The sequence below is a fragment of the Couchioplanes caeruleus genome (assembly GCF_003751945.1).
GTDB classification, from domain to species: domain Bacteria; phylum Actinomycetota; class Actinomycetes; order Mycobacteriales; family Micromonosporaceae; genus Actinoplanes; species Actinoplanes caeruleus.
Genome location: NZ_RJKL01000001.1, coordinates 5,872,828 through 5,893,894 on the forward strand (window position 1 = coordinate 5,872,828; position 21,067 = coordinate 5,893,894).

At 71.2% G+C, this 21,067-nt stretch carries 17 protein-coding genes and 1 pseudogene; 9 read left to right on the forward strand and 9 right to left on the reverse strand.

All coding sequences use genetic code 11. The features are described from left to right. Positions 1-55: 55 nt before the first annotated feature. The 4 genes from EDD30_RS26305 to ilvC all read left to right on the forward strand — a co-directional run bounded on the left by EDD30_RS26305 (position 56) and on the right by ilvC (position 5,977). Positions 56-2,434 (forward strand): putative bifunctional diguanylate cyclase/phosphodiesterase, encoded by a 2,379-nt coding sequence (locus EDD30_RS26305; RefSeq protein ID WP_394328254.1) that lies wholly within the window; start codon positions 56-58, stop codon positions 2,432-2,434. A gap of 148 nt (positions 2,435-2,582) precedes the next feature. Next, positions 2,583-4,415: an acetolactate synthase large subunit gene (locus EDD30_RS26310; protein ID WP_071805654.1), complete on the forward strand. Its 1,833-nt coding sequence runs from the start codon at positions 2,583-2,585 to the stop codon at positions 4,413-4,415. A gap of 2 nt (positions 4,416-4,417) precedes the next feature. After that, a complete protein-coding gene (gene ilvN / locus EDD30_RS26315) occupies positions 4,418-4,933 on the forward strand; it encodes an acetolactate synthase small subunit (RefSeq protein WP_071805667.1) in 516 nt (171 codons plus the stop codon). A 30-nt stretch (positions 4,934-4,963) separates the two neighbouring features. Next, a complete protein-coding gene (ilvC, locus tag EDD30_RS26320) occupies positions 4,964-5,977 on the forward strand; it encodes a ketol-acid reductoisomerase (protein ID WP_071805655.1) in 1,014 nt (337 codons plus the stop codon). 34 nt (positions 5,978-6,011) lie between these two features. Here the strand turns inward: ilvC and EDD30_RS26325 are convergent, their stop codons facing one another. From EDD30_RS26325 to EDD30_RS26335, 3 genes are read right to left on the reverse strand one after another with little or no spacing between them, the layout of a single operon-like run. Continuing rightward, positions 6,012-6,773 carry a glycosyltransferase family 2 protein gene (locus tag EDD30_RS26325; protein WP_071805656.1) on the reverse strand — a complete coding sequence of 254 codons (762 nt, stop codon included), beginning with the start codon at positions 6,771-6,773 and terminating at the stop codon, positions 6,012-6,014. Then, positions 6,774-8,207 (reverse strand): hypothetical protein, encoded by a 1,434-nt coding sequence (locus EDD30_RS26330; RefSeq protein WP_143162690.1) that lies wholly within the window; start codon positions 8,205-8,207, stop codon positions 6,774-6,776. Beyond that, entirely contained in the window at positions 8,182-8,895 is a 714-nt protein-coding gene (locus EDD30_RS26335) for a class I SAM-dependent methyltransferase (protein ID WP_143162691.1), read from the reverse strand. Before EDD30_RS26335 ends, EDD30_RS26330 begins: the two co-directional genes overlap by 26 nt. 377 nt (positions 8,896-9,272) lie before the next feature. On the opposite strand from EDD30_RS26335, the gene serA reads away from it, so the two are divergent. Then, positions 9,273-10,874, forward strand: a complete 1,602-nt coding sequence (gene serA / locus EDD30_RS26340) for a phosphoglycerate dehydrogenase (protein ID WP_071805659.1) — start codon at positions 9,273-9,275, stop codon at positions 10,872-10,874. 22 nt (positions 10,875-10,896) lie between these two features. On the opposite strand, the gene EDD30_RS26345 is transcribed toward serA, so the two are convergent. Next, positions 10,897-11,259 carry a hypothetical protein gene (locus EDD30_RS26345; protein ID WP_394328255.1) on the reverse strand — a complete coding sequence of 121 codons (363 nt, stop codon included), beginning with the start codon at positions 11,257-11,259 and terminating at the stop codon, positions 10,897-10,899. Between the two features lie 378 nt (positions 11,260-11,637). Between EDD30_RS26345 and EDD30_RS26350 the strand changes: the two genes are divergently transcribed. Together EDD30_RS26350 and EDD30_RS26355 are read left to right on the forward strand one after the other, a co-directional pair. Beyond that, positions 11,638-12,666 (forward strand): 3-isopropylmalate dehydrogenase, encoded by a 1,029-nt coding sequence (locus EDD30_RS26350; RefSeq protein ID WP_211277793.1) that lies wholly within the window; start codon positions 11,638-11,640, stop codon positions 12,664-12,666. A gap of 123 nt (positions 12,667-12,789) precedes the next feature. Further along, positions 12,790-13,887 carry a branched-chain amino acid aminotransferase gene (locus EDD30_RS26355; protein ID WP_071805662.1) on the forward strand — a complete coding sequence of 366 codons (1,098 nt, stop codon included), beginning with the start codon at positions 12,790-12,792 and terminating at the stop codon, positions 13,885-13,887. A gap of 4 nt (positions 13,888-13,891) precedes the next feature. Here the strand turns inward: EDD30_RS26355 and EDD30_RS26360 are convergent, their stop codons facing one another. Further along, positions 13,892-14,638, reverse strand: coding sequence for a tyrosine-protein phosphatase (locus EDD30_RS26360; RefSeq protein ID WP_071805663.1), 747 nt, complete (start codon positions 14,636-14,638; stop codon positions 13,892-13,894). Positions 14,639-14,861: 223 nt separating this feature from the next. Between EDD30_RS26360 and cimA the strand changes: the two genes are divergently transcribed. Continuing rightward, the gene (gene cimA, locus EDD30_RS26365) at positions 14,862-16,448 is read left to right on the forward strand and encodes a citramalate synthase (RefSeq protein WP_123678524.1); all 1,587 of its coding nucleotides are present in this window, start codon (positions 14,862-14,864) and stop codon (positions 16,446-16,448) included. Between the two features lie 4 nt (positions 16,449-16,452). Here cimA and EDD30_RS26370 read toward each other — a convergent pair whose 3' ends face one another. Together EDD30_RS26370 and EDD30_RS26375 are read right to left on the reverse strand one after the other, a co-directional pair. Further along, the gene (locus EDD30_RS26370; protein ID WP_071807617.1) at positions 16,453-17,190 is read right to left on the reverse strand and encodes an ABC transporter permease; all 738 of its coding nucleotides are present in this window, start codon (positions 17,188-17,190) and stop codon (positions 16,453-16,455) included. A 37-nt stretch (positions 17,191-17,227) separates the two neighbouring features. Next, positions 17,228-17,920: pseudogene (locus EDD30_RS26375) on the reverse strand (ABC transporter ATP-binding protein); the annotation flags it as partial. Positions 17,921-18,003: 83 nt separating this feature from the next. Here EDD30_RS26375 and EDD30_RS26380 point away from each other — a divergent pair. Further along, a complete protein-coding gene (locus EDD30_RS26380; RefSeq protein ID WP_071807618.1) occupies positions 18,004-18,606 on the forward strand; it encodes a TetR/AcrR family transcriptional regulator in 603 nt (200 codons plus the stop codon). Here EDD30_RS26380 and EDD30_RS26385 read toward each other — a convergent pair. Together EDD30_RS26385 and EDD30_RS26390 are read right to left on the reverse strand one after the other, a co-directional pair. After that, a complete protein-coding gene (locus tag EDD30_RS26385) occupies positions 18,575-19,573 on the reverse strand; it encodes an endonuclease/exonuclease/phosphatase family protein (RefSeq protein ID WP_084556830.1) in 999 nt (332 codons plus the stop codon). The genes EDD30_RS26380 and EDD30_RS26385 overlap by 32 nt on opposite strands. A 66-nt stretch (positions 19,574-19,639) precedes the next feature. Beyond that, a complete protein-coding gene (locus EDD30_RS26390) occupies positions 19,640-21,067 on the reverse strand; it encodes a hypothetical protein (RefSeq protein WP_071807619.1) in 1,428 nt (475 codons plus the stop codon).

Sequence of the window (21,067 nt, forward strand, 5' to 3'; positions counted from 1 at the left end):
CGCATGTCCATCCCTCGGGATAGAGAAATCGATGCCGGTACGGCAGAGTGTTGGCGTGCACTCACCGTCCGGCGTGGAGCTGGCCGGGCTGGCGAGCCTCCTCGTCGCGGTCCCGGCGGTCGCGTTGCTGGGTAACTCCGGCCGTAAGCACACCGGTGCCGCCCGGCGTGCCCACCTCCTGCTCGCCGCGGGTGCCGCCGTCGCCACCGGCGCCGCGCTCGCCGGGCTGGTCAGCGCCCTGATGGCGCACGAGCAGATGCGTGCGCACGTGCGGACCCTCGGGCAGGCCGTCGCGGTGGCGATGGCGTTGGGCACGCTGACCCTGCTGGCCGGCACGCTGATGCTGCCCGGTGCCGCGGAGAACCGCCGGGCCGCGCTGCGGCATCTTCTCGACGGGCTCGTCATCGCGGCGGCGCTCTGGTTCGTCGGCTGGACGCTGGTCTCCGAGCCCACCCGGATCCTGGGCGACCTGACGCCGGTGCGCTGCCTCTCGGTGCTGCTCGGCGCCGGGGTGGCCACCATCGCCACCGGGCTGACCACGATCCTGGCCGTGCACGCGCACCGGCCGCGGCACGTCACGGTCCGGGTGGCCGCGGGTGTGACCCTCGTCGCGATTTCGGCCACAGCTCTGCCCGGTGGGATCTGCCAGGGCGGGCCGGTCGTGATCCTGCTCGGTGCGCTGCTGCTGCCGGCCGGGCTGGTGGTGGTCGCCCGCGCGGTCAAGGTCGCGGACCGCCCGGTCACCGTCTCCGGCGACATCATCCAGCGCGGCACCGGGTACGCGTTCGTCCCGATGACCGCGATGGTGATCGCCGGCACCTGTCACATTCTGGCGGGCGGGGAGATCGCCGGGCTCGGCTTCCTCGGCGCGAGCATCGAGGGATTCGCGCTGGTCAGTCGGCAGTACCTCGCCCTCGGCGACGTGCGGAGCTACACCCTGCGGCTGCGCCAGCGGGAGGCGCACTTCCGTGAACTGGCCCACACCGACCCGCTGACCGGGCTGGCCAACCGCCGCGGCCTGGTCCGGGCGCTGCGCGAGCCGGCCGTGCCGGGCCGTCCCCGCACCCTGGTCGGGCTCGACCTGGACGGCTTCAAGAACGTCAACGACATGCGGGGGCATGACGTCGGCGACGCGGTCCTCGCCGAGGTCGGCGCGCGGCTGCGCGCCCACCTGAGCCACGGGGACGTGGCGGCGCGGCTGGGCGGCGACGAGTTCGCGGTGCTGATGCGGGCCACCCCGGACGAGGCGATGGCGGCGGGCGAGCGGCTGCTCGCGGTGCTCTGCGAGCCGTACGAGACCGAGGAAGGCTCGGTCTTCCTGTCGGCGAGTGTCGGCGTCGCGGGCTCCCTCACGCCCGGCGACACCTGCGAGCTGATGCGCGACGCCGATCTCGCCCTGCGCTACGCCAAGCAGCGCGGCAAGAACCGGGTCGAGCGCTACCAGAAGCGCTACGACGAGCTGCTGCGCCGGCACAGCGTGCTGGAGAACGAGCTGCGCCACGCGATCGAGCGCGACCAGCTCCGGCTGGTCTTCCAGCCGGTGGTCGCGCTGCCCTCGGTGCGCCCGGTGGGTGCGGAGGCGCTGCTGCGCTGGCACCACCCCGACCTCGGCTCCGTGCGGCCGGACGAGTTCATCCCGGTCGCCGAGGAGTCCGGCCTCATCGGCATGCTCGGCGCCTGGGTGCTCGACCAGGCGTGCGGCCAGCTCGCCCAGTGGCTGACCGCCGGGCACGACGTGTGGGTCTCGGTGAACCTGTCGCCGAAGGAGCTGCACGCCGCCGACTATGCCGGTCAGGTGGCGGCGGTGCTGGACAAGTACGGCGTGCCGCCGCAGCGCCTGGTGCTCGAGGTGACCGAGCACGCCGTGGCCACGGACATGGACGAGCTGATCCGCCGCCTCGTGGAGCTGCGGTCCACCGGCGTCCGCATCGCGCTCGACGACTTCGGCGCCGGATACTCGTCCCTCGGGCAGCTCCGCAATCTTCCCGTCGACATCCTGAAGATCGACCATGCGCTGGTCGCGGAGCCCGAGTCGCGGACCGGCACGGCCGCGCCGCTGGTCGACGTGGTGGTGCGGCTGGGACACCGGCTCGGCCTGGAGGTGTTGGCCGAGGGCATCGGCACGCCCGCGCAGCGCGAGATCGTCGAGGCGGCCGGCTGCCGCCTCGGGCAGGGCTCCCTCTTCGGCTGGGGAGTGCCGGCCGAGCATCTGGAGGCGCAGTTGCGGGCCGGCCGGTCGTGCGGCTCGCGGCAGGTTCCGGCGCCGCGTAGCCGACCGGCTCCGATCGCGCCGGGAGTGCCGGCGCGCAGCCAGATCGTCATGCTGGGGCCCGGGATGCGGCAGGTCCGGGCGGTGCTGCCGACCGACCCGGCCTTTTCGAGTGACCAGGATGTGAGATCAGTTGACGCACCTCGTGAGATGGGGCAGTCTTAGCCGCATGTGTTCGTCGTTCCTCGTAGTACTTAGTTGAGCGCGCTGCCCCCGATCCATTTGGGCAGTGCGCCAGGTCCCGTGCTTCGCACGAGGGCCTTTTTTGTTGCACGAGAATGACGCCCGAACCCGAACGAAGGTCTGAATCGCCATGACGAGACCCACGCCCGAGACCCTCGCCCACCGTGCCACCCCGGCCACCGTCGCGGCCGCCGCCGGCGCTCCGGCCGTAACCGCGGTCTCGCCGACCCCCGCCACCGGGGCCGGCTCCCTCGTGCGTTCCCTCGAGGCCCTCGGCGTCGACGTGGCGTTCGGCATTCCCGGCGGGGCCATCCTGCCGGCGTACGACCCGCTCTACGACTCCAAGGTGCGGCACATCCTGGTGCGCCACGAGCAGGGCGCCGGTCACGCCGCCACCGGCTACGCGCAGGCCACGGGCAAGGTCGGCGTCTGCGTCGCCACCTCCGGCCCGGGCGCGACCAACCTGGTCACCCCGATCGCCGACGCCTACATGGACTCGGTGCCGATGGTGGCGATCACCGGTCAGGTGCCGCGGCCCGCGATCGGCACGGACGCCTTCCAGGAGGCGGACATCCAGGGCATCACCCTGCCGATCACGAAGCACAACTTCCTGATCCAGACGGCCGAGGAGATTCCGCGGGTGATGGCGGAGGCCTTCCATCTGGCCTCGACCGGCCGACCCGGCCCGGTGCTGGTGGACATCCCCAAGGACGTGCTGCAAGCGCAGACCACGTTCTCCTGGCCGCCGACGCTGGACCTGCCCGGCTACCGCCCGACGCTGCACCCGCACGGCAAGCAGATCCGGGAGGCGGCCCGGCTGATCGCGGCCGCCAAGCGCCCGGTCCTGTACGTGGGCGGCGGCGTGCTCAAGGCCGGCGCCACCGACGGGCTGCGCAAGCTCGCCGAGCTGACCGGCATCCCGGTGGTCACCACGCTGATGGCGCTCGGCGCGTTCCCGGACTCACACCCGCAGCATCTCGGCATGCCCGGCATGCACGGCACGGTTCCCGCCGTGTACGCGCTGCAGAAGGCCGACCTGCTGGTCACCCTCGGCGCCCGCTTCGACGACCGGGTCACCGGCAAGCTGGACTCGTTCGCCCCGGACGCCAAGGTCGTGCACGCCGACATCGACCCGGCCGAGATCGGCAAGAACCGGCACGCGGACGTCCCGATCGTGGGCGACGCCCGGCACGTGATCGACGAGCTGATCGCCGCGGTCTCCGGCACGGCGGCCGGCGCGTCCGCGTACGAGCCGTGGTGGGCCCAGCTCAACGACCTGCGCAAGCGCTATCCGCTGGGCTACGACGAGCCCACCGACGGCACCCTCGCCCCGCAGTACGTGATCGAGCGCATCGGCGAACTGGTCGGCCCGGACGCGGTCTACGTGGCGGGCGTCGGCCAGCACCAGATGTGGGCCTCCCAGTTCATCAAGTACGAGAAGCCGGCCACCTGGCTCAACTCGGGCGGCGCCGGCACCATGGGCTACGCGGTCCCGGCGGCGATGGGCGCGAAGGTCGGCAAGCCCGAGCTGCAGGTCTGGGCGATCGACGGCGACGGCTGCTTCCAGATGACCAATCAGGAGCTAGCGACCTGCGCCCTCGAGGGCATCCCCGTCAAGGTCGCGGTGATCAACAACGGCAACCTCGGCATGGTCCGGCAGTGGCAGACGCTGTTCTACGAGGGCCGCTACTCCAACACCGAGCTGGGCACCCACAAGCACCGCATCCCGGATTTCGTGAAGCTCGCCGAGGCGCTGGGCTGCGTCGGCCTGCGGTGCGAGACCAAGGCGGACGTGGACGCCACCATCAAGGCCGCCATGGAGATCAACGACCGTCCGGTGGTCATCGACTTCACCGTCGGCAAGGACGCCATGGTGTGGCCCATGGTCGCGGCCGGCACCAGCAACGACGAGATTATGTTCGCCCGGGACGTGCGCCCGAACTTCGACGAGGACGACCTGTGACTATCAACAAGCACACGCTCTCCGTGCTGGTCGAGAACAAGCCCGGCGTCCTCGCCCGGGTGAGTGGACTCTTCTCGCGACGGGGATTCAACATCGACTCTCTAGCGGTGGGCGAGACGGAGAACCCGGACGTCTCCCGCATCACGATCGTGGTCAACGCCGACTCCTCACCCCTGGAGCAGGTGACCAAGCAGCTCAACAAGCTGGTGAACGTCCTGAAGATCGTCGAGCTGGACCCGCAGCAGTCGGTCCAGCGCGAGCTCCTGCTCGTCAAGGTGCGCGCCGACCGTGCGGTGCGCGGCCAGGTGCTGGAGACGGTCGAGCTGTTCAGGGCGAAGGTGATCGACGTGGCACCGGACACCCTCACGATCGAGGCGACCGGCAACCCCGACAAACTGGACGCGCTGCTGCGTGACCTCGAGCCGTTCGGCATCAAGGAGATGGTGCAGTCCGGCCTCGTGGCCATCGGCCGCGGATCGCGTTCCATCACCACCGGCCCGGCGCTGCGCGCCGCCTGACCTTCAGATTTTGTGCGAAAGGGAAAGCAAATGACCGCCGAAACGTTCTATGACGACGACGCCGACCTGTCCATCATTCAGGGCCGCAAGGTCGCCGTCATCGGGTACGGCAGCCAGGGCCACGCGCACTCGCTGTCGCTGCGCGACTCGGGCGTCGACGTGGTGGTCGGCCTGCAGGAGGGCTCCAAGAGCCGGGCCAAGGCCGAGGAGCAGGGGCTGCGGGTGGCCACGCCGGCCGAGGCGTCCGCCTGGGCCGACGTGATCATGGTGTTGGCGCCGGACACCGCGCAGCGCAAGATCTACGCCGAGTCGATCGAGCCGAACCTGACCGCCGGCAAGGCGCTCTTCTTCGGTCACGGCCTGAACATCCGCTTCGAGCTGATCAAGCCTCCGGCGAATGTGGACGTCGCGATGGTGGCCCCGAAGGGCCCGGGCCACCTGGTCCGCCGCCAGTACGTCGACGGCAAGGGCGTGCCGGCCCTGATCGCGGTGGAGCAGGACGCCACCGGCGGCGCGCAGGCGCTGGCCCTGTCGTACGCGAAGGCGATCGGCGGCACCCGCGCCGGCGTCATCAAGACCACGTTCAAGGAGGAGACGGAGACCGACCTCTTCGGCGAGCAGGCCGTGCTCTGCGGTGGCACGGCCGCGCTGGTGCAGACCGGCTTCGAGGTGCTCACCGAGGCCGGGTACGCGCCCGAGATCGCGTACTTCGAGTGCCTGCACGAGCTCAAGCTGATCGTCGACCTCATGTACGAGGGCGGCATCTCCCGCATGCGGTACAGCGTCTCCGACACCGCGGAGTTCGGCGACTACGTCAGCGGTCCGCGCGTGATCAACGCGTCGGTCAAGGAGGAGATGAAGAAGATCCTCGCCGAGATCCAGTCGGGTGAGTTCACCAAGACCCTGATCGCGGACGACGAGGCCGGCGGCCAGCGCCTGCAGCAGTTCCGCAAGGAGGGCGCCGAGCACCCGATCGAGGTCACCGGCAAGAAGCTGCGCGACATGATGAGCTGGGTGAACCGGCCGATCACCGAGACGGCCTGACGAGGGCCCGGGGCGGCCGGACCGGCCGCCCCGGCTACTCGTCCCGCACCTGAAGCAACTGGCGCAGCAGTGCGGCCCGTTCGAACGTGTGCCCCTGTACCCGCGCCTTGATCGCCTGGTAGTACGCCGTCTTCGTCATCTGCCCCGGGTGGATCAGATAGCGGTATACCGGCACGTCGGAGTACCAGCAGGGGAACAGCGCCTCGGCCGAGATGAACGGGTGCGTGTCGATCGACCGCGGCAGCGCGCCGTACCCGCCGACCGCGACCAGATGCGTACGCCGCCACAGCAACGCCCCGACGTGCACGGCGAACCTGCCCGTGACTTGGAACTGCGCGCCGATGGTCCCGGCGGGAATCTCACCGGGTTCCGGCCACGACTTGAACACCTCGGCCGCCGCGGCATCCGGCGGCGTCCCCGGATCGTGCATCAGATCGGTGCGGCCCCACACCCCGAGGCAGTGCCGCTGCTTCTCGGCCACCTCCAGCAGCGTGGCGACCCCGCCGGGATAGAGCAGATCGTCGTCGTCCACACAGAGTACGTACGGCGCGGAGCTGCGCATCAGGGCGAGATTGCGAGTGGTTCCGGAGCCCAGCGGCTTCGGATTGCATTCCAGCTCGACGCGTGGATCGCGGAGCCAGCCGTCGCGGTCGGCGTCCGACGGCTCCCATCCGATCGCGTCGCCGTCCAGTTGCACGCACCACGTCCAGTCGAGGTCCTGCGCGTTCAGCGAGGCGTGCAGGCCCCGGAGCAGCTCTGGCCGGGTGGCGCCGGTGAGGAAAGCGACGGCCGTCATCTAGTCCCATCCCAGAGTGATCAGCAGAACCGTGGTCAGTACCAGCGCGAAGAAACCCGCGATGAGGATCAGCATCGCGCCCATGCGCTTGCGGTAGGCCATCGCGCGCAGGGTCGAGAAGGTGGACAGCGCGCCGACGGCGGCGTACGCGGCCATGGCGACCAGCCCGAACGAGCCGTCCATGCCGGGCAGGCCCTTGACCTCCGCGCCGTAGAGGCTGAGCACCAGGCCGGGGACGAGCACCAGCGCGGCGACCAGACCAGCGGCGTTCTGGAAGCCCTGAGTCCGCTCCGAGGTCTCCCGGTCGAGTTGTAGCCGGGCACCACCGGCGGCGCTGGACAGCAACGTCCACCCCTCGCGCAGACTGCCGTTGAGCTGATCCAGCCGCGTCTCCACCCGCTCGGTCCGGCGCTGCACCTCGAGGCGCAGCGACGTCACCGACTCCTCGATCGGGGCGACCTCGGGCTGGGGCAACCAGCCCAACCGCCCGCGCCGGGCCATGTCCCGGTTGATCCGGCGCAGCATCCCCAGGAGCTGATGCGTCTCGTCGAGCGCGACGCCGAGGTGGCGAGCGTCCAGATGGGCCTCGAAGGCGCCGTCCCGGGCGAGCGCGAAGAACTGCCGCTCCCAGCGTTCCACCCGCTGGGTGAGCTGCCATTCGGTCCAGTCGTGGTGCTGCATGATGTCCTGCACCAGCCGCCCGGCCTCGGCCGTACCATCGGTGCCGGCGATGGCGGTGAGCTGACCGTGGCGCCGCCGGCATTCCGGCAGCGGGACCAGATACCGCTTGCCCGGTGGCAGCGGCTCGTTCGGATTCCAGTCGTGGTCCTCCGCGATCGGGTGCCACACCATCAGCGCGCCGGCGCCGCCGTAGACCACGCGGACCGCCCGTAGGCACCACGGCGTGCGGTGCTCCATCATCCGGGGCGCGAGGGATGTGAGCAGCCACATGTCGGCGGCGTCCCAGCCTTGCTCCCGCAATCGCTCGGAGAGCGGCGGCCGGTCCGAGGAGTTGTCCGGCGTGGGCGCCCGCAACACCAGGTCGGTGAGTTCGGTCCCGTCCTCGCCCCAGGCCCAGCGGGCGAGCATGCCGACGACGCGCCGCTGCTCCTCGGCGGTTCCGGACAAGGTGCCGTGGCGCGGCCCGCGGTGCGGTTCGAGGTCGACCTCCATCCGTACCGGACCGACGGTAGTCAGTTGCACGTCGTGCAGATCCGCGGTCTCCCCGAGGGTCGACAGCGTCCCGAGGGCGGGATGGTCGAGGTTCGCCGACTCGGCGAAGACCGCCTTCTCCATGGTGAGCCGCGACCCGCACGTCCACCGTCGCACGCGCTCGGAGGGCCCGGTGACCTGGATGTCGAAGTGCAGGCACGGGTCCGCGGCGGAGCCGCTCGCCGGGAAGGCGGACTCAGAGCGTTGGTGCAAATCCACCATCGGTACTCCCCATGCCGAGAGAGATGCGCTCCACGATGGTGAAGGGGATGCCGAGCTGGCTCTCCCACATCGCGAGCGTCTCCCGTTCCGGCTCCCTTTCGGCATCGTCGAGGTAGACGGAGAAGGAGGCGGCCAGTTTGTTCCGCAGGACGCGCACCGCCGGCTCCCGCACCAGCACGTCGCCGAGGTCGCCGGCGGGCGGGCCGTCCACGAGGAGCAGGTCGATGCCGTCCGGTGTGGCGTGGTGCAGGGCCTCCCGGTCGTACCAGTGCTCCGCAGCGCGTCGGCTTCCGGTCTGGGGGGCCTCCGCGGACAGTGCGGTCAATGGCACGTGCCGGACGACAGCCCGCTCGTGCAGGCCGGCGCTCCGCAACTGGCGGTTGAGGGCGGTGGCGAACCCGGGATCGTGCTCGATGGCGACCAGGCGGCCCCCGGTCAGCTCCACCGCCCGGGCGAGCACCATCGTGGACGAGCCGGCACCGAGCTCGACCACCGTCCGCCGGTGGCGCAGCACCACGTCGTTCACCACGCTGGCCAGCGCGGCGGGCCGCATCGACCAGGCGGTCCACGGCACGTAATGCGGGATCAGCGGCTGCAGCGCCTGCATGGCGAGCAGATCGCCCAGCGACCACTTCTCGGGCGTGGCACGAATCTCCGGCAACGGCTTCCCATCGAAGAGTGATGTCACTGTCGGCAGATCGTAACCGAGCGCTGCGCCGATCGGCGTCGGCCGACGGGGCGGCGGTGACGGTCGATCATGCGAGGTGGAGATCGGCCATCGCCCCGATGGTTTCGGTGATAGGGGCGACCAATGTGGCCGGGCCGAGCACCCGTGCGTCCGGCCCGAGCCGCAGCAGGGTCCTGGCGGGGGACACAGTCTCCAGGGGATGGTGGGACGCTCACCTCGGCGCGGTGGGACCAGGAGTTCTCCGCCGACAGGGCCGGACCTGGGAGTCGAACTGGATCATGGAGCACACCAGGATGTGAGGCCAGTCACATCGATAGGCGTGACGGGTTCACCCGATGTCCACATACGATCGCGGAAGGTCCGCGAGATGGAGACGCATGACTCCCGTCGTATTGATCGCTGAGGAACTCGCCCCCGCCGCCCTCGAGGTGCTGGCCCACGACTTCGACATCCGGCAGGTCGACGGCACCGATCGGACCGCGCTTCTCGCCGGGCTGGCCGACGCCGACGCCGTCATCCTGCGCAGCGCGACCCGGATCGACGCCGAGGCCGTCGCCGCCGCGCCGCGGCTCAAGGTCGTCGCCCGGGCAGGGGTCGGTCTCGACAACGTCGACGTGCCCGCGGCCACCGCGCGCGGCGTCATGGTGGTCAACGCGCCGACCTCCAACATCGTTTCGGCCGCCGAGCAGGCGATCGCGCTGCTGCTCGCCGTCGCGCGCCACACCGTCGCCGCCGGGGCGGCGCTCAAGCGGGGCGAGTGGCAGCGCGCCAGGTTCACCGGCGTCGAGGTGCAGGGCAAGACCGTCGGGGTGGTCGGGCTGGGTCGCATCGGCGTGCTGTTCGCGCAGCGCATGGCCGCATTCGGCGCACGGTTGATCGCGTACGACCCGTACGTCCAGCCGGCCCGGGCCGCGCAGCTCGGCGTGCATCTCGTCGCGCTCGACGAGCTGCTGCGGGAGAGCGACTTCATCTCGGTGCACCTGCCCCGCACGCCCGAGACCGTGGGCCTGATCGGGGAGAAGGAGCTGGCCATCGTCAAGCCGGGCGTACGCATCGTCAACGCCGCCCGCGGTGGCCTCGTCGACGAGCGCGCCCTGGCCGACGCCCTGGCCGAAGGCCGGGTGGCCGGTGCGGGGCTCGACGTGTTCGCCGCCGAGCCGACCACCTCCTCGCCGCTGTTCGCGTTCGACAACGTCGTGGTCACGCCGCATCTCGGCGCGTCGACGGCCGAGGCGCAGGACAAGGCGGGTCTGTCCGTGGCGCGCAGCGTCAAGCTGGCGCTGCAGGGCGAGTTCGTGCCGGACGCGGTCAACGTGCAGGCCGGCGGCGTCGTCGACGAGGACGTGCGGCCGTTGCTCGGCCTCGCCGAGCGGCTGGGCAAGGTCTTCACCGCGGTGGCGGGCGGCGTGGCGGCGAGCGTGACCGTCGAGGTGCGCGGCGAGATCGTCTCGCACGACGTCACGGTGCTCAAACTCGCCGCGACCAAGGGGCTCTTCGCGTCGGTGGTCGAGGAGCAGGTCACCTATGTCAACGCCCCGCAGCTCGCGGCCGACCGCGGCGTCGACGTCGAGCTGGTCGTGTCCGGCGAGGACCCCGAGCATCACAACCTCGTCACCGTACGCGGTGCGCTCCCGGACGGCCGCCGCGTGACGGTGTCGGGCACTCTGGTGACGACCGGCGGCCGCGAGGCCCGCAAGCTGACCCAGGTGGACGAGTTCGACCTGGAGCTCGACGCCGGCGGGGTGCTGCTCTTCTTCCGCTACGCGGACCGCCCGGGCATCGTCGGCGCGATCGGTTCGATCCTCGGCGAGGCGGGTGTGAACATCGCGGCGATGCAGGTGGCGCGCCGGGAGGCCGGCGGTGAGGCGCTGATGGCACTGACGGTGGACTCGTCGGTGGACCTGGAGCTGCTGTCCACGGTGGCCGCGGCCATCGGATCCTCCCGCGGTCACATCGCGGACCTGCGGGACGAGGACTGAGACGGGCCGCCGGCCGGCGCGATCAGCGGGTGGTCATCGCGGATGCGGCCGCCCGGGCCTTCACCGGCGGCGGGTAGACGGTGCCGTCCTGCAGGTCCAGCAGGTCCAGGTTGAGCTCGCCGGCGAGGCGTTCGATCCGCTCGAGGACCTCGTCCGGGCAGTGCTCGTCCAGCCGCATCTGGATATGGTCCGCGGCCGCGTGCAGCGGCGCGCTCGCCCACGGCGAGCCGTCCAGGGCCGCGCGCGGGCCACGGTCGGGATAGTCGCTGGTCAGCGCGTCGTAGAAGGCGACGACGCGGGGGTCGGCGGGGCGTAGCGGGTGTTCGCCGCGTGCGCACCGCTCGTTGGCGGCACGCACGTCGTCCGGCATGTCCGCGTTGTCCATGGCCCACACCACGAGGTCGAAACTCACCGGCGCATGGTGCCATACCCGTGGGCGTTCGATCCCGATGTCGGGGCGACACGCGGGGGATGCGTCTTGCGCGACATTAGTCCGCATCGCTAGCGTTGGTCCTTGCCGCGCGGGCGTTGCGGGCGTGTCTTCGGGTGACATGCCGGTGACCATCCCGCGCGGTTGTGCACCTCGGCGGGCGCGAGCCAGCGTTTTCGTCGTGACAGCCCCCGCGATCGTTGCCGCGATCGGCGGGGGCTGTTCGCGTTGTACCACCCTTCATCCACATCCTGGGAGTTTCGTACCGGAGAGCGGGACGGCCGGTTAGGCTCGGCCCCGGTTTCGGAATCGGACGAGGGAGTCGACGTGGCGGTGGCGCGGATCGCGGTGGTGGCCGGAGACGGCATCGGGACCGAGGTGACCGCGGAGGCCCGCAAGGTGATCGAGGCCGTCCTCCCCGGCGTCGCGTGGCAGGAGTACGACCTCGGTGCCCGCCTCTACCACCGCACCGGCGAGGTCCTCCCGGCGTCGGTGCGCGACGAGCTGGCCGGCCACGACGCCATCCTGCTCGGCGCGATCGGCGACCCGACCGTGCCGCCGGGCGTGCTCGAGCGCGGCCTGCTGCTGCGGCTCCGCTTCGACTTCGACCAGTACGTCAACCTGCGTCCCTCGCGGCTGTGGCCGGGCACCATCAGCCCGCTCGCCGGGGTCAAGCCCGGTGAGATCGACATGGTCGTGGTCCGCGAGGGCACCGAGGGCCTGTACGTCGGCGCCGGCGGCGTCCTGCACCGGGACACCCCCGCCGAGATCGCCACCGAGGAGAGCCTGAACACCCGGCACGGCGTCGAACGGGTCGTCCGGGACGCGTTCGCCCGGGCGCAGCGCCGCGAGCGCCGCCATCTCACGCTCGTGCACAAGACCAACGTGCTGACCCACGCCGGGGGGCTCTGGGCCCGCACCTTCCAGGCGGTCGCCGCCGAGTTCCCCGGCGTCACGACGGAATACCAGCACATCGACGCCGCGAGCATGTTCATGGTGAGCAACCCGCAGCGCTACGACGTCATCGTGACCGACAACCTCTTCGGCGACATCCTCACCGACGTCGCCGCCGCGGTGACCGGCGGCATCGGCATGGCCGCCAGCGGCTCCGTCAATCCCGAGCGCGCATTCCCGTCGACGTTCGAGCCGGTGCACGGCTCCGCGCCCGACATCGCCGGACAGGGCATCGCCGACCCGGCCGCCGCCATCCTCTCCGGCGCCCTGCTGCTCGAACACATCGGCCACGCCGACCTGGCCCGGCGAGTATCCGACGCGGTCGCGGCCGAGGTCGCCGCCCGGACGCCGGGAACGCCGCTGCGTACCGCCGAGGTCGGAGACCGAGTGGCAGCCGCGGCTGCCTGACCCTCTCCGACTGCTCTCGGCGCGTGGTCGGCTTTAACGGCCGTTCGGGGTAAGTTCCATGGAGCACTGCGGGTGCTACCTCATGTCCACACCCCTTTCGCGAGAGAAAGCAGGTCAACCCCCATGAGTGGTGGTGACAACCTCGACTTCGAGATCCGTCCGAACCCGGCGCCCGTAAGTGACGCGGACCGCGCGACATTGCTGGCCAACCCGGGCTTCGGCCGTATCTTCACCGACCACATGGTCACCGTGCGTTACGCGGAGGGCAAGGGCTGGTACGAGCCCCGCGTCGAGGCCCGCGCGCCCATCCCGATGGACCCGGCGTCGGCCGTGCTGCACTACGCGCAGGAGATCTTCGAGGGCCTGAAGGCGTACACGACCTCGGACGGCGGCGTCACGCTGTTCCGGCCGGATGCCAACGCCGCGCGGTTCGCCCAGTCGGCGCAGCGCATGGCGATGCCGCAACTGCCGCAGGCCATGTTCCTCGAGTCGCTGCGGCAGATCATCAGCATCGACCAGAAGTGGATTCCGCAGAGCGACGAGGGCAGCCTCTATCTGCGCCCGTTCGCGTACGCCAGCGAGGTCTTCCTGGGCGTGCGTCCGGCGATGGAATACCTCTACCTCGTCATCGCCTCCCCGGTGGGCGCCTACTTCAGCGGCGGCGTCAAGCCGGTGACGGTGTGGGCCACGCCCGACTACACCCGGGCGGCTCCGGGCGGCACCGGCGCCGCGAAGTGCGGCGGCAACTATGCGGCCGGGCTCTCCGCGCAGGCCGAGGCGATCGAGCACGGCTGCGACCAGGTCGTCTACCTGGACGCCGTCGAGCGCAAGTACGTCGACGAGCTCGGCGGCATGAACGTCATCTTCGTGATGGACGACGGTTCCCTGGTGACGCCCCCGCTGGGCGGCACGATCCTGCCCGGCATCACCCGCGACTCGGTCCTGAAGCTGGCCGCCCACGCCGGCCGCGCCGTGCACGAGCGCCCGGTCAGCATCGACGAGTGGCGCGAGGGCGCTGCCTCCGGCCGGATCCGCGAGGTGTTCGCCTGCGGAACCGCCGCCGTGATCACGCCGATCGCCACCGTCAAGTCGCCGGAGGGCGAGTTCACCGTCGCCGACGGCGGGCCGGGCGAGGTCACGATGGCGCTGCGCCAGCAGTTGTCGGACATCCAGCGCGGCCGCGCGGAGGACCCGTTCGGCTGGGTCCACAAGGTGCTCTGACGCGTCAGGACGGCTCCAGCAGGTGGTCGCGCATCGCGGCCACCTGCTCGGCGCTGACACCGATCTCCCGCACGTACTTCTCCACCGAGCCGTGGCGCTCCCGCAGGTCGCCGAGGAACATGTGCATGGCGTCCTGCGGGCAGTCGAACATGTGGTACTTGTCCTGCACCATGTCCGGCCTGGTCCGCATCAGGTACTCGGTCAGCGACGCCATCGCCACCTCGGTCAGCGCGTAGTCCTCCGCGATGACCGCGTCCGGGACGCCCAGCAGCGCCAGCGTCAGGGCGCAGACCACCCCCGTACGATCCTTGCCGGCCATGCAGTGCACGACCACCGGCGCCGCCGCCGGGTCGGCGATCAGCGTGAGCGCCGCGGCCAGGCCCTCCCGGCCGTCCTCCGCGAAGTTCAGGTAGCGGTCGGCGAGCCAACGCTCGTGCGACATGCCCTCCGGATGCGGCACCGAGTCCCAGTCCACGTGCCTGATCACCGGGTTGTGGTAGGCGAAGCCGTCCGCCTCCGGCACCCGGCCGTGCTCCTCGATCTCGAAGAGGCGGCGCAGGTCGATGACGGTCCGGACGCCGAGCTTGCCGAACGCCGCCAGGTCGTCGCCCTTCAGCCGGTGCAGGGAGTCGGAGCGGAACAGGCGCCGCCAGCGGACCGTCCTGCCGTCGAGGCCGGCATACCCGCCGACGTCACGGAAGTTGTAGCTGGCGGAGAAGGACAGGGTCCGGGGATACGGATCGACGGTCACCCTTCCAACCTACGTCACCCGCTGAGGCGACACCTGTCCCGGATTCTGGACTTCCGTCCCACAGACGTGGGAGTCGGTGGCATGCTTCCGTACGTGACCCACCTTCCCGTGCTGATTATTCGCACCTAGCGCGCCGGCTGACGCATCGCCGACGCGCAGACCTCCCGCATCCGCGGGGGGTCTTTTTGTTGGGTCGACCCGTCCTGCGGAAAGGAAGCTCACCATGACCTACCAGGTGTTCGACACCACCCTGCGCGACGGCGGGCAGCGCGAGGGCATCAGCTACTCGGTCGCCGACAAGCTCGCCGTGGCGCGGCTGCTGGACGAGTTCGGGGTCGGCTTCATCGAGGGCGGCTGGCCCGGTGCGATGCCCAAGGACACGGAGTTCTTCCGCCGGGCGCGTACCGAGCTGGACCTGCGGCACGCGGTGCTGGTGGCCTTCGGCGCCACCCGCAAGGCGGGCGTGGACGTCGCCGAGGATCCCCAGGTGCAGGCCCTGCTCGACGCCGAGACCCCGGTGGTCTGCGTGGTCGCCAAGTCCGACATCCGGCACGTGGAGCGGGCGCTGCGCACGACCGGCGAGGAGAACCTGGCGATGGTCCGCGACACCGTCGCCCATCTGGTCGCGAACGGCCGCCGCGCCTTCGTCGACTGCGAGCACTTCTTCGACGGCTTCCGCCACGACCCTTCGTACGCGGCGGCCGTGGTGACGACGGCGATCGAGGCGGGCGCCGAGCGGGTCGTCATGTGCGACACCAACGGCGGCATGCTGCCCTCGATGGTCACCGCCGCGGTGCACGCCGTGGTCGAGCGCGCCGGCGTCCCCGCCGACCGGCTCGGCATCCACTGCCAGAACGACACGTCCTGCGCGGTCGCGAACACGATCGCCGCCGTCGAGGCGGGCGTCCGCCACTTCCAGTGCACGGCCAACGGCTACGGCGAGCGGCCCGGCAACGCCGACCTCTTCGCCGTCGTCAGCAACCTGCAACTCAAGCTGGGGCTGAAGGTCCTACCGGACGGATGCCTCGAGAAGGCGACGCGGGTCTCCACCGCGCTCGCCGAGATCGCCAACATCGCCCCCGACACCCACCAGGCCTACGTCGGGGCCGCGGCCTTCGCCCACAAGGCGGGACTGCACGCGAGCGCGATCAAAGTGGATCCGCTGCTCTACAACCACGTCGATCCCGCGGTGGTGGGCAACGACATGCGGATCCTGGTAACGGAGATGGCCGGCCGGGCCAGCATCGAGCTCAAGAGCCGTGAGCTCGGGCTGGACCTGGCCGGCCACCCGGACACCCTCACGGAAGTGACCCGCCAGGTCAAGGACCTGGAGGCCGTCGGATGGTCCTTCGAGGCCGCGGACGCCTCCTTCGAGCTCCTGGTCCGCGACGCCCTGCCGGGTGCGGCCCTCGCCCGGCCGTTCAGCCTGGAGTCCTACCGCGTGCAGGTCGAGCACCGCGAGGACGGCGCGGTGGTCTCGGAAGCCACCGTCAAGGTCCGCGTACGCGGCGAGCGCATCATCGCCACGGCGGAGGGCAACGGCCCGGTCAACGCCCTCGACGAGGCACTCCGCACGGCGCTGTCGAAGCACTACCCGGAGCTGCAGAACTTCGAGCTGGCCGACTACAAGGTCCGCATCCTCGAGGGCTCGCACGGCACCAACGCCGTCACTCGCGTCCTGCTCGAGACCAGCGACGGCCGCCGCGACTGGACGACGGTCGGCGTCCACGAGAACGTCGTCGAGGCGAGCTGGAAGGCCCTCACCGACGCACTCACGTACGGCCTCGCCCGCGCCACCGCGAACGCCTGAGCGGTCACTCCCGCCTGGTCATCACGCGCAGGGTGATGACCAGGCCGGCGAGGCTCCACACGCCGAGCACGGCATAGGGCGCTGCCGCGATCCCGTCCGCCGGCGAGGTGAGGCTCTCCCGGATCGCCTGGGCCATGTACTGGAACGGCAGGACCTGATGGACGGCCTGGAGCCAGCCGGGCAGCCGTTCCGCAGGGAAGTTGATCGGCGAGAACATCAGCGCGATGAAGACCAGGGCCTGGGTCGACACGCCGGTCACCGCGGGCGGTGTCGCGTACGCGAGAGCGAAGCCGGCCGTGGTGGCGCAGAGCGCTACCAGCAGCACGGCCGGCGCCACGAGGACGTTCACCCGCAGGTCGAGGTCGTACCGCAGGACCGCGGTGACCACGCCGAGCAGCAGCCCGGGAGCGCCGGTGACCAGCCAGGTGCTCAGATCCGCGGCGAGCACGGCGGTCCGGGGAACCGGCAGGGTGCGGTTGTAGCCGAAGGTGCCCTCCGTCTTGGACTGCGCCACCATCTGCGGCGCCATCACCATCCCGATGGTGATCAGGCCGAGGGTGGGCGCGCCGGTCGACAGATAAAGCGCGGTCGTCGGGTCGATCGTCGGCATCAGATAGGCGAACCCGACCACGATGCCGACGGCGAGGAACATCTGGACGACGAGCACGAGCGGAAGCACGAACCGCAGGCGCAGAGCGGTCCAGCGGACGAGCAGCAAGTAACTACGGAACCAGTGCCACATGCGGGTCCCCTTCCCCGGCGCTGGTGAGTCCGATGTAGATGTCTTCGAGGCTCGCGGCGTGGTCCACGGCGAGTTCCGCGGGACTGCCGGCGGCTACGACCCGGCCGTGGTCCAGCACGACGACCCGGTCGACGGCGCGCTCGGCCTCGGCGATGTTGTGGGTGACGAGCACCACCGCGTGGCCGTTGTCGGCGAGGGCCCGTATCTGCGCCCAGAGCAGGCGGCGCCGCACGGGATCGACGTCGTTGGTCGGCTCGTCGAGCATCACGAGCCGGCCGGGGACGACGGCGGCCATGCCGAAGGCGGTCAGCCGCCGTACGCCGCCGGACAGCCGCTCGGCGGGGGAGTCCGCCCACTCCTCGATGTCCAGCGCGGCGAGCAGTTGCGCCGTGCGGCGGCGCACCGCGCGCTTCGCGCCTCCGCGGATGCGCCCGACGATCTCGATCGCCTGGCGGGCGGTGACGCCGGTCAGTGGCGCCTGAGCCTGCGGTTGGAAGGAGCAGGTCGCCCGGGCGTACGCGGGATCGGCGATGGGATCTCGCCCGAGCAGCCGGATCCGGCCGGAGGTGGGCCGCACCAGCCCCACGACCTGGTGGAGCAGGGTGGTCTTGCCCGCGCCGTTGTGTCCCAGCAGGCCGACGACCTGCCCGGCGTGGACGCTCAGGTCGATGCCGTCGCTGGCGCGTACGCCGCCGCGGTAGAGCTTGATCAGGGATTCGATGGTCAGCACTGGCACCTCACATACCGAATGGTATTTGGATACCGATCAGTATCTGGATACTCGAGGGAATGTCAACCGGGTAGGCTGCAGGCATGGCCGAGCGACTGACCCGCGCGCAGCAACAGGCGCGCACCCGCGAACGGTTGCTGGACAGTGCGGAGACCCTCTTCGGCGATCGCGGCATCCATCAGACCTCGCTGGACGAGATCGCCGCCGCGGCGGGCCTGACCAAGGGCGCCGTCTACGCCAACTTCGGAGGCAAGAACGATCTGATCGCCGCCCTGCTGCAGCGCAAGCTCGAGGGAGATGGGCCGGCCGAGCCACCGGCCTCCGTGGAGACCTGGGCGGCGGGCCTGGGCCAGAGCTATGAGGAGCACGTACCGACGCCGGAGGTGCGCCGCTTCGCCATGGCGTTTCTCGAGCTGTGGCTCGTGGGCATGCGCGACGAGTCGCATCGTGCGGCCGTCAGGGACTGGCTGCGCACGGTCAGGGCCTTCCACGCCCGGGAGGCCGCCGCGCTGGGCGACGGTCTACCCATGCCCGCCGAGCAGGCGGCGGCGTTGCTGCTCGCCCTCGACGTCGGCGTCGCGCTGCAACATCTCATCGACCCGGACGCCCTGCCGGTCGAGACCTACACCCGGGGTGTCGAGGCCGTGCTGGGCGTCACGCCTTCGGGAGGACCACCTCGGCGATGATCGACCGGTGGTCGGAGCCGCGGATGTCGTGGATGTCGGCGGCGACGACGCCGAGGCGGTTGTCGACCAGGACGTGGTCGATGGTCACCGGGGGGATGGCGCCGCCGTCGTACGGGCCCCAGGTGCCGATCAGGCCGTTGCCGGTGGCGTCCGCCGCGTCCCGGTAGCCGCTGTCGATCAGCTCTCGCAGCGGCTGGTGGTCGAGCGTCGCGTTGAAGTCGCCGAGCAGGATCCGCGGCGGGCCCTTCGGATCGGCTCGGGGCTCGGCCTCGAGGTCGGCGCGCCAGCGGTCGACGACGTCCACCGAGAACGGGGCCAGGGGGTGGGCCGACTCGAGCGTGAGAGGGCCCGCGCCGGTCGGCTGGATGGTGCCGTACGCCTGGTGGAAGAAGCCGCCGTTGACGCGGATCCCGGGATTGGTGATCGGGAAGCGGGAGTAGAGGCCGGAGCCGCCCGCGCCGTATTCGGGGCCGAGCGACGAATACGGCAGGAGCTGGCCCAGGCCCGCCTCGGCGAGCCGGGTCTGCGCGGTCGGGGTGAACTCCTGCAGCGCGAGCACCGCCACGTCGTTGTCCCGGACGAGCTGGACGATCTGGGCCGCGTCCGCGCCGCCGAAGAGCATGTTCGACGTCATGACGTGCATCTTCACCCCGGTCTGCGGGCCGCGGTCGCCGTCGGCGAGGGCGCGCGGGAGCACCGTCACTCCGAACAGCGCGAGGGTCACCGCCGCGACCGCCGCGGCCAGCCAGCGCCGGGTGGCGAGCGCGACGGCCAGCGGCACCACCGACCAGGCCGCCACGTACGGCGTGAAGGCGAAGAGCTGGACCAGCGGACCCCGGTCCCAGCCGCCTACCCGCAGCACGACCCAGACGGCGCCGGGCAGCACGAGCAGCCACAGGAACACCAGCCAGGCGGTCCGGCGTACCGGGACCGGCTTCGCGACGGGCGCCGAGGTCGTGATGGTCATGGCCGCGACGGTATCCGGCGGCGGCCACCGGCACCGAACGATCCGGTCGTACGTCACATTCCGCGGTCACTGGAACGGGTTGAAGTTCTGTCCCGCCATGAGGAACCACGCCGTGGTCCCGACGTGCTGACGGTCGAAGTAGCCGAAGGCGAAGCCCGTGTCGAGGGCGCTGGTGGCGGCCACGATGCCCGCGGCGGCCGGCAGGGGAGTGCCGGTCCAGGTGCCACCCTCGCCGGGGTTGGCGAGTCGGCCCCGGTGCGGGTCGCGGGTCAGGCCGACGGTCTGCCCGGCGCCCAGTTCCTCCTGGGCCGTCACCATTGCCCGCAGTAGCCGGCCGGCCCGCGCGGCGTCGCCCGGACCGCCGCGCTTGAGCAGGGCGAGCGCGGCGTGACCGTTGCCCTCCAGCCACACCGCTTCCGGGTGGGTGGGCAGGGCGCTGCCGGAGACCGTGCCGGTGGCGACCTTCGCCTGGCTGCTGTACGTCACGCCGGTGACCGCGCCGTCGGTGGTGCCCAGGTTGCCGGTGGCCCAGTCGACGGCCCGGTCGTAGCGGCGGTCGCCGAGGGCCAGCAGGGCCCAGCTCTGCGCGTCCTCGGGGACGTTGGCGACGTTGATGACGTCCGGCTCCTCCTCGGCGGTGCCGGTCCAGAAGTGCCCGCCGGCGGGGTTCCACATCTCGCGGACGAAGGCGGCGGCGATCGCCGCACGCCCCCGCCAGCGCCGGTCCCGCGTCAGCTTGGCGAGCAGGACGAAGAGGGCGTACGCGTCGATGTTGTGCTCGGTCGACACCCACCGCTGCGGCGTCTCGCCGTCCGAGCGCAGGCCGCCGTGGTAGCCGCCGTGGCGGTACGGCGACCGCCGGGCGCCGATCCAGTGCCCGAGCGCGACCGCGCCGTCGAGGTACTTGGTGATGCGCGTGTCGACGTAGAGCTGCGCCAGCGCCAACGCCACCCAGGCCATGTCGCCCGTCGACGAGCCGCCGAAGCCGAACGGCCACAGGAACGCCGCCTTGCCGTCCGCGCGCTTGAGGCCGGGGAACGACGGGCCTCCGCCGTAGAAGATCATCGGGCCCGCCGCGTACGCCTGACGCACCCGGCCGTCGGCGTACGTCTCGTCGTGGGACTGTGCCCACAGCAGGGCGTCGCCGACGAGCCGTGCCCGGCGCACGTTCGCGACGGTCGGGCTGGCGAGGTAGGCGAGGATGGCCAGCGCGTTGTCGTAGACGAACGCGGTGGTCATCAACTCGCTCTCGTTGTTGTAGCTCTGCAGCAGCCGCGGTTCGCCGCCCTTGACGTAGGCGTCCTGCACGACGTCGAGGTAGTGGTAGGCCCGCCCGATCGGCGCGGCCAGGGCCGGGTCGGCGAGGTGCCGCAGCGGGCAGGTGCCGGCGGAGGCGGGCACGGGCCCGCGCGTTCCGGCGGTCGCCGGGTCCGGCAGGCGCCGGGTCCGGCGGCGGGAGAACTGTGCGGCCGAGGCGGTGAGGTTGGTGGGCAT

Excerpts from the sequence above, each read along its gene's own strand:
- EDD30_RS26325 (WP_071805656.1), bottom strand. The coding sequence starts at position 6,773 with ATGACGGCCGTCGCTTTCCTCACCGGCGCCACCCGGCCAGAGCTGCTC.
- EDD30_RS26355 (WP_071805662.1), top strand. The coding sequence starts at position 12,790 with ATGAGTGGTGGTGACAACCTCGACTTCGAGATCCGTCCGAACCCGGCG.
- EDD30_RS26370 (WP_071807617.1), bottom strand. The coding sequence starts at position 17,190 with ATGTGGCACTGGTTCCGTAGTTACTTGCTGCTCGTCCGCTGGACCGCT.
- EDD30_RS26310 (WP_071805654.1), top strand. The coding sequence starts at position 2,583 with ATGACGAGACCCACGCCCGAGACCCTCGCCCACCGTGCCACCCCGGCC.
- EDD30_RS26330 (WP_143162690.1), bottom strand. The coding sequence starts at position 8,207 with ATGGTGGATTTGCACCAACGCTCTGAGTCCGCCTTCCCGGCGAGCGGC.
- EDD30_RS26390 (WP_071807619.1), bottom strand. The coding sequence starts at position 21,067 with ATGCCCACCAACCTCACCGCCTCGGCCGCACAGTTCTCCCGCCGCCGG.
- EDD30_RS26345 (WP_394328255.1), bottom strand. The coding sequence starts at position 11,259 with ATGGACAACGCGGACATGCCGGACGACGTGCGTGCCGCCAACGAGCGG.
- EDD30_RS26380 (WP_071807618.1), top strand. The coding sequence starts at position 18,004 with ATGGCCGAGCGACTGACCCGCGCGCAGCAACAGGCGCGCACCCGCGAA.
- EDD30_RS26385 (WP_084556830.1), bottom strand. The coding sequence starts at position 19,573 with ATGACCATCACGACCTCGGCGCCCGTCGCGAAGCCGGTCCCGGTACGC.
- cimA (WP_123678524.1), top strand. The coding sequence starts at position 14,862 with ATGACCTACCAGGTGTTCGACACCACCCTGCGCGACGGCGGGCAGCGC.
- ilvC (WP_071805655.1), top strand. The coding sequence starts at position 4,964 with ATGACCGCCGAAACGTTCTATGACGACGACGCCGACCTGTCCATCATT.
- serA (WP_071805659.1), top strand. The coding sequence starts at position 9,273 with ATGACTCCCGTCGTATTGATCGCTGAGGAACTCGCCCCCGCCGCCCTC.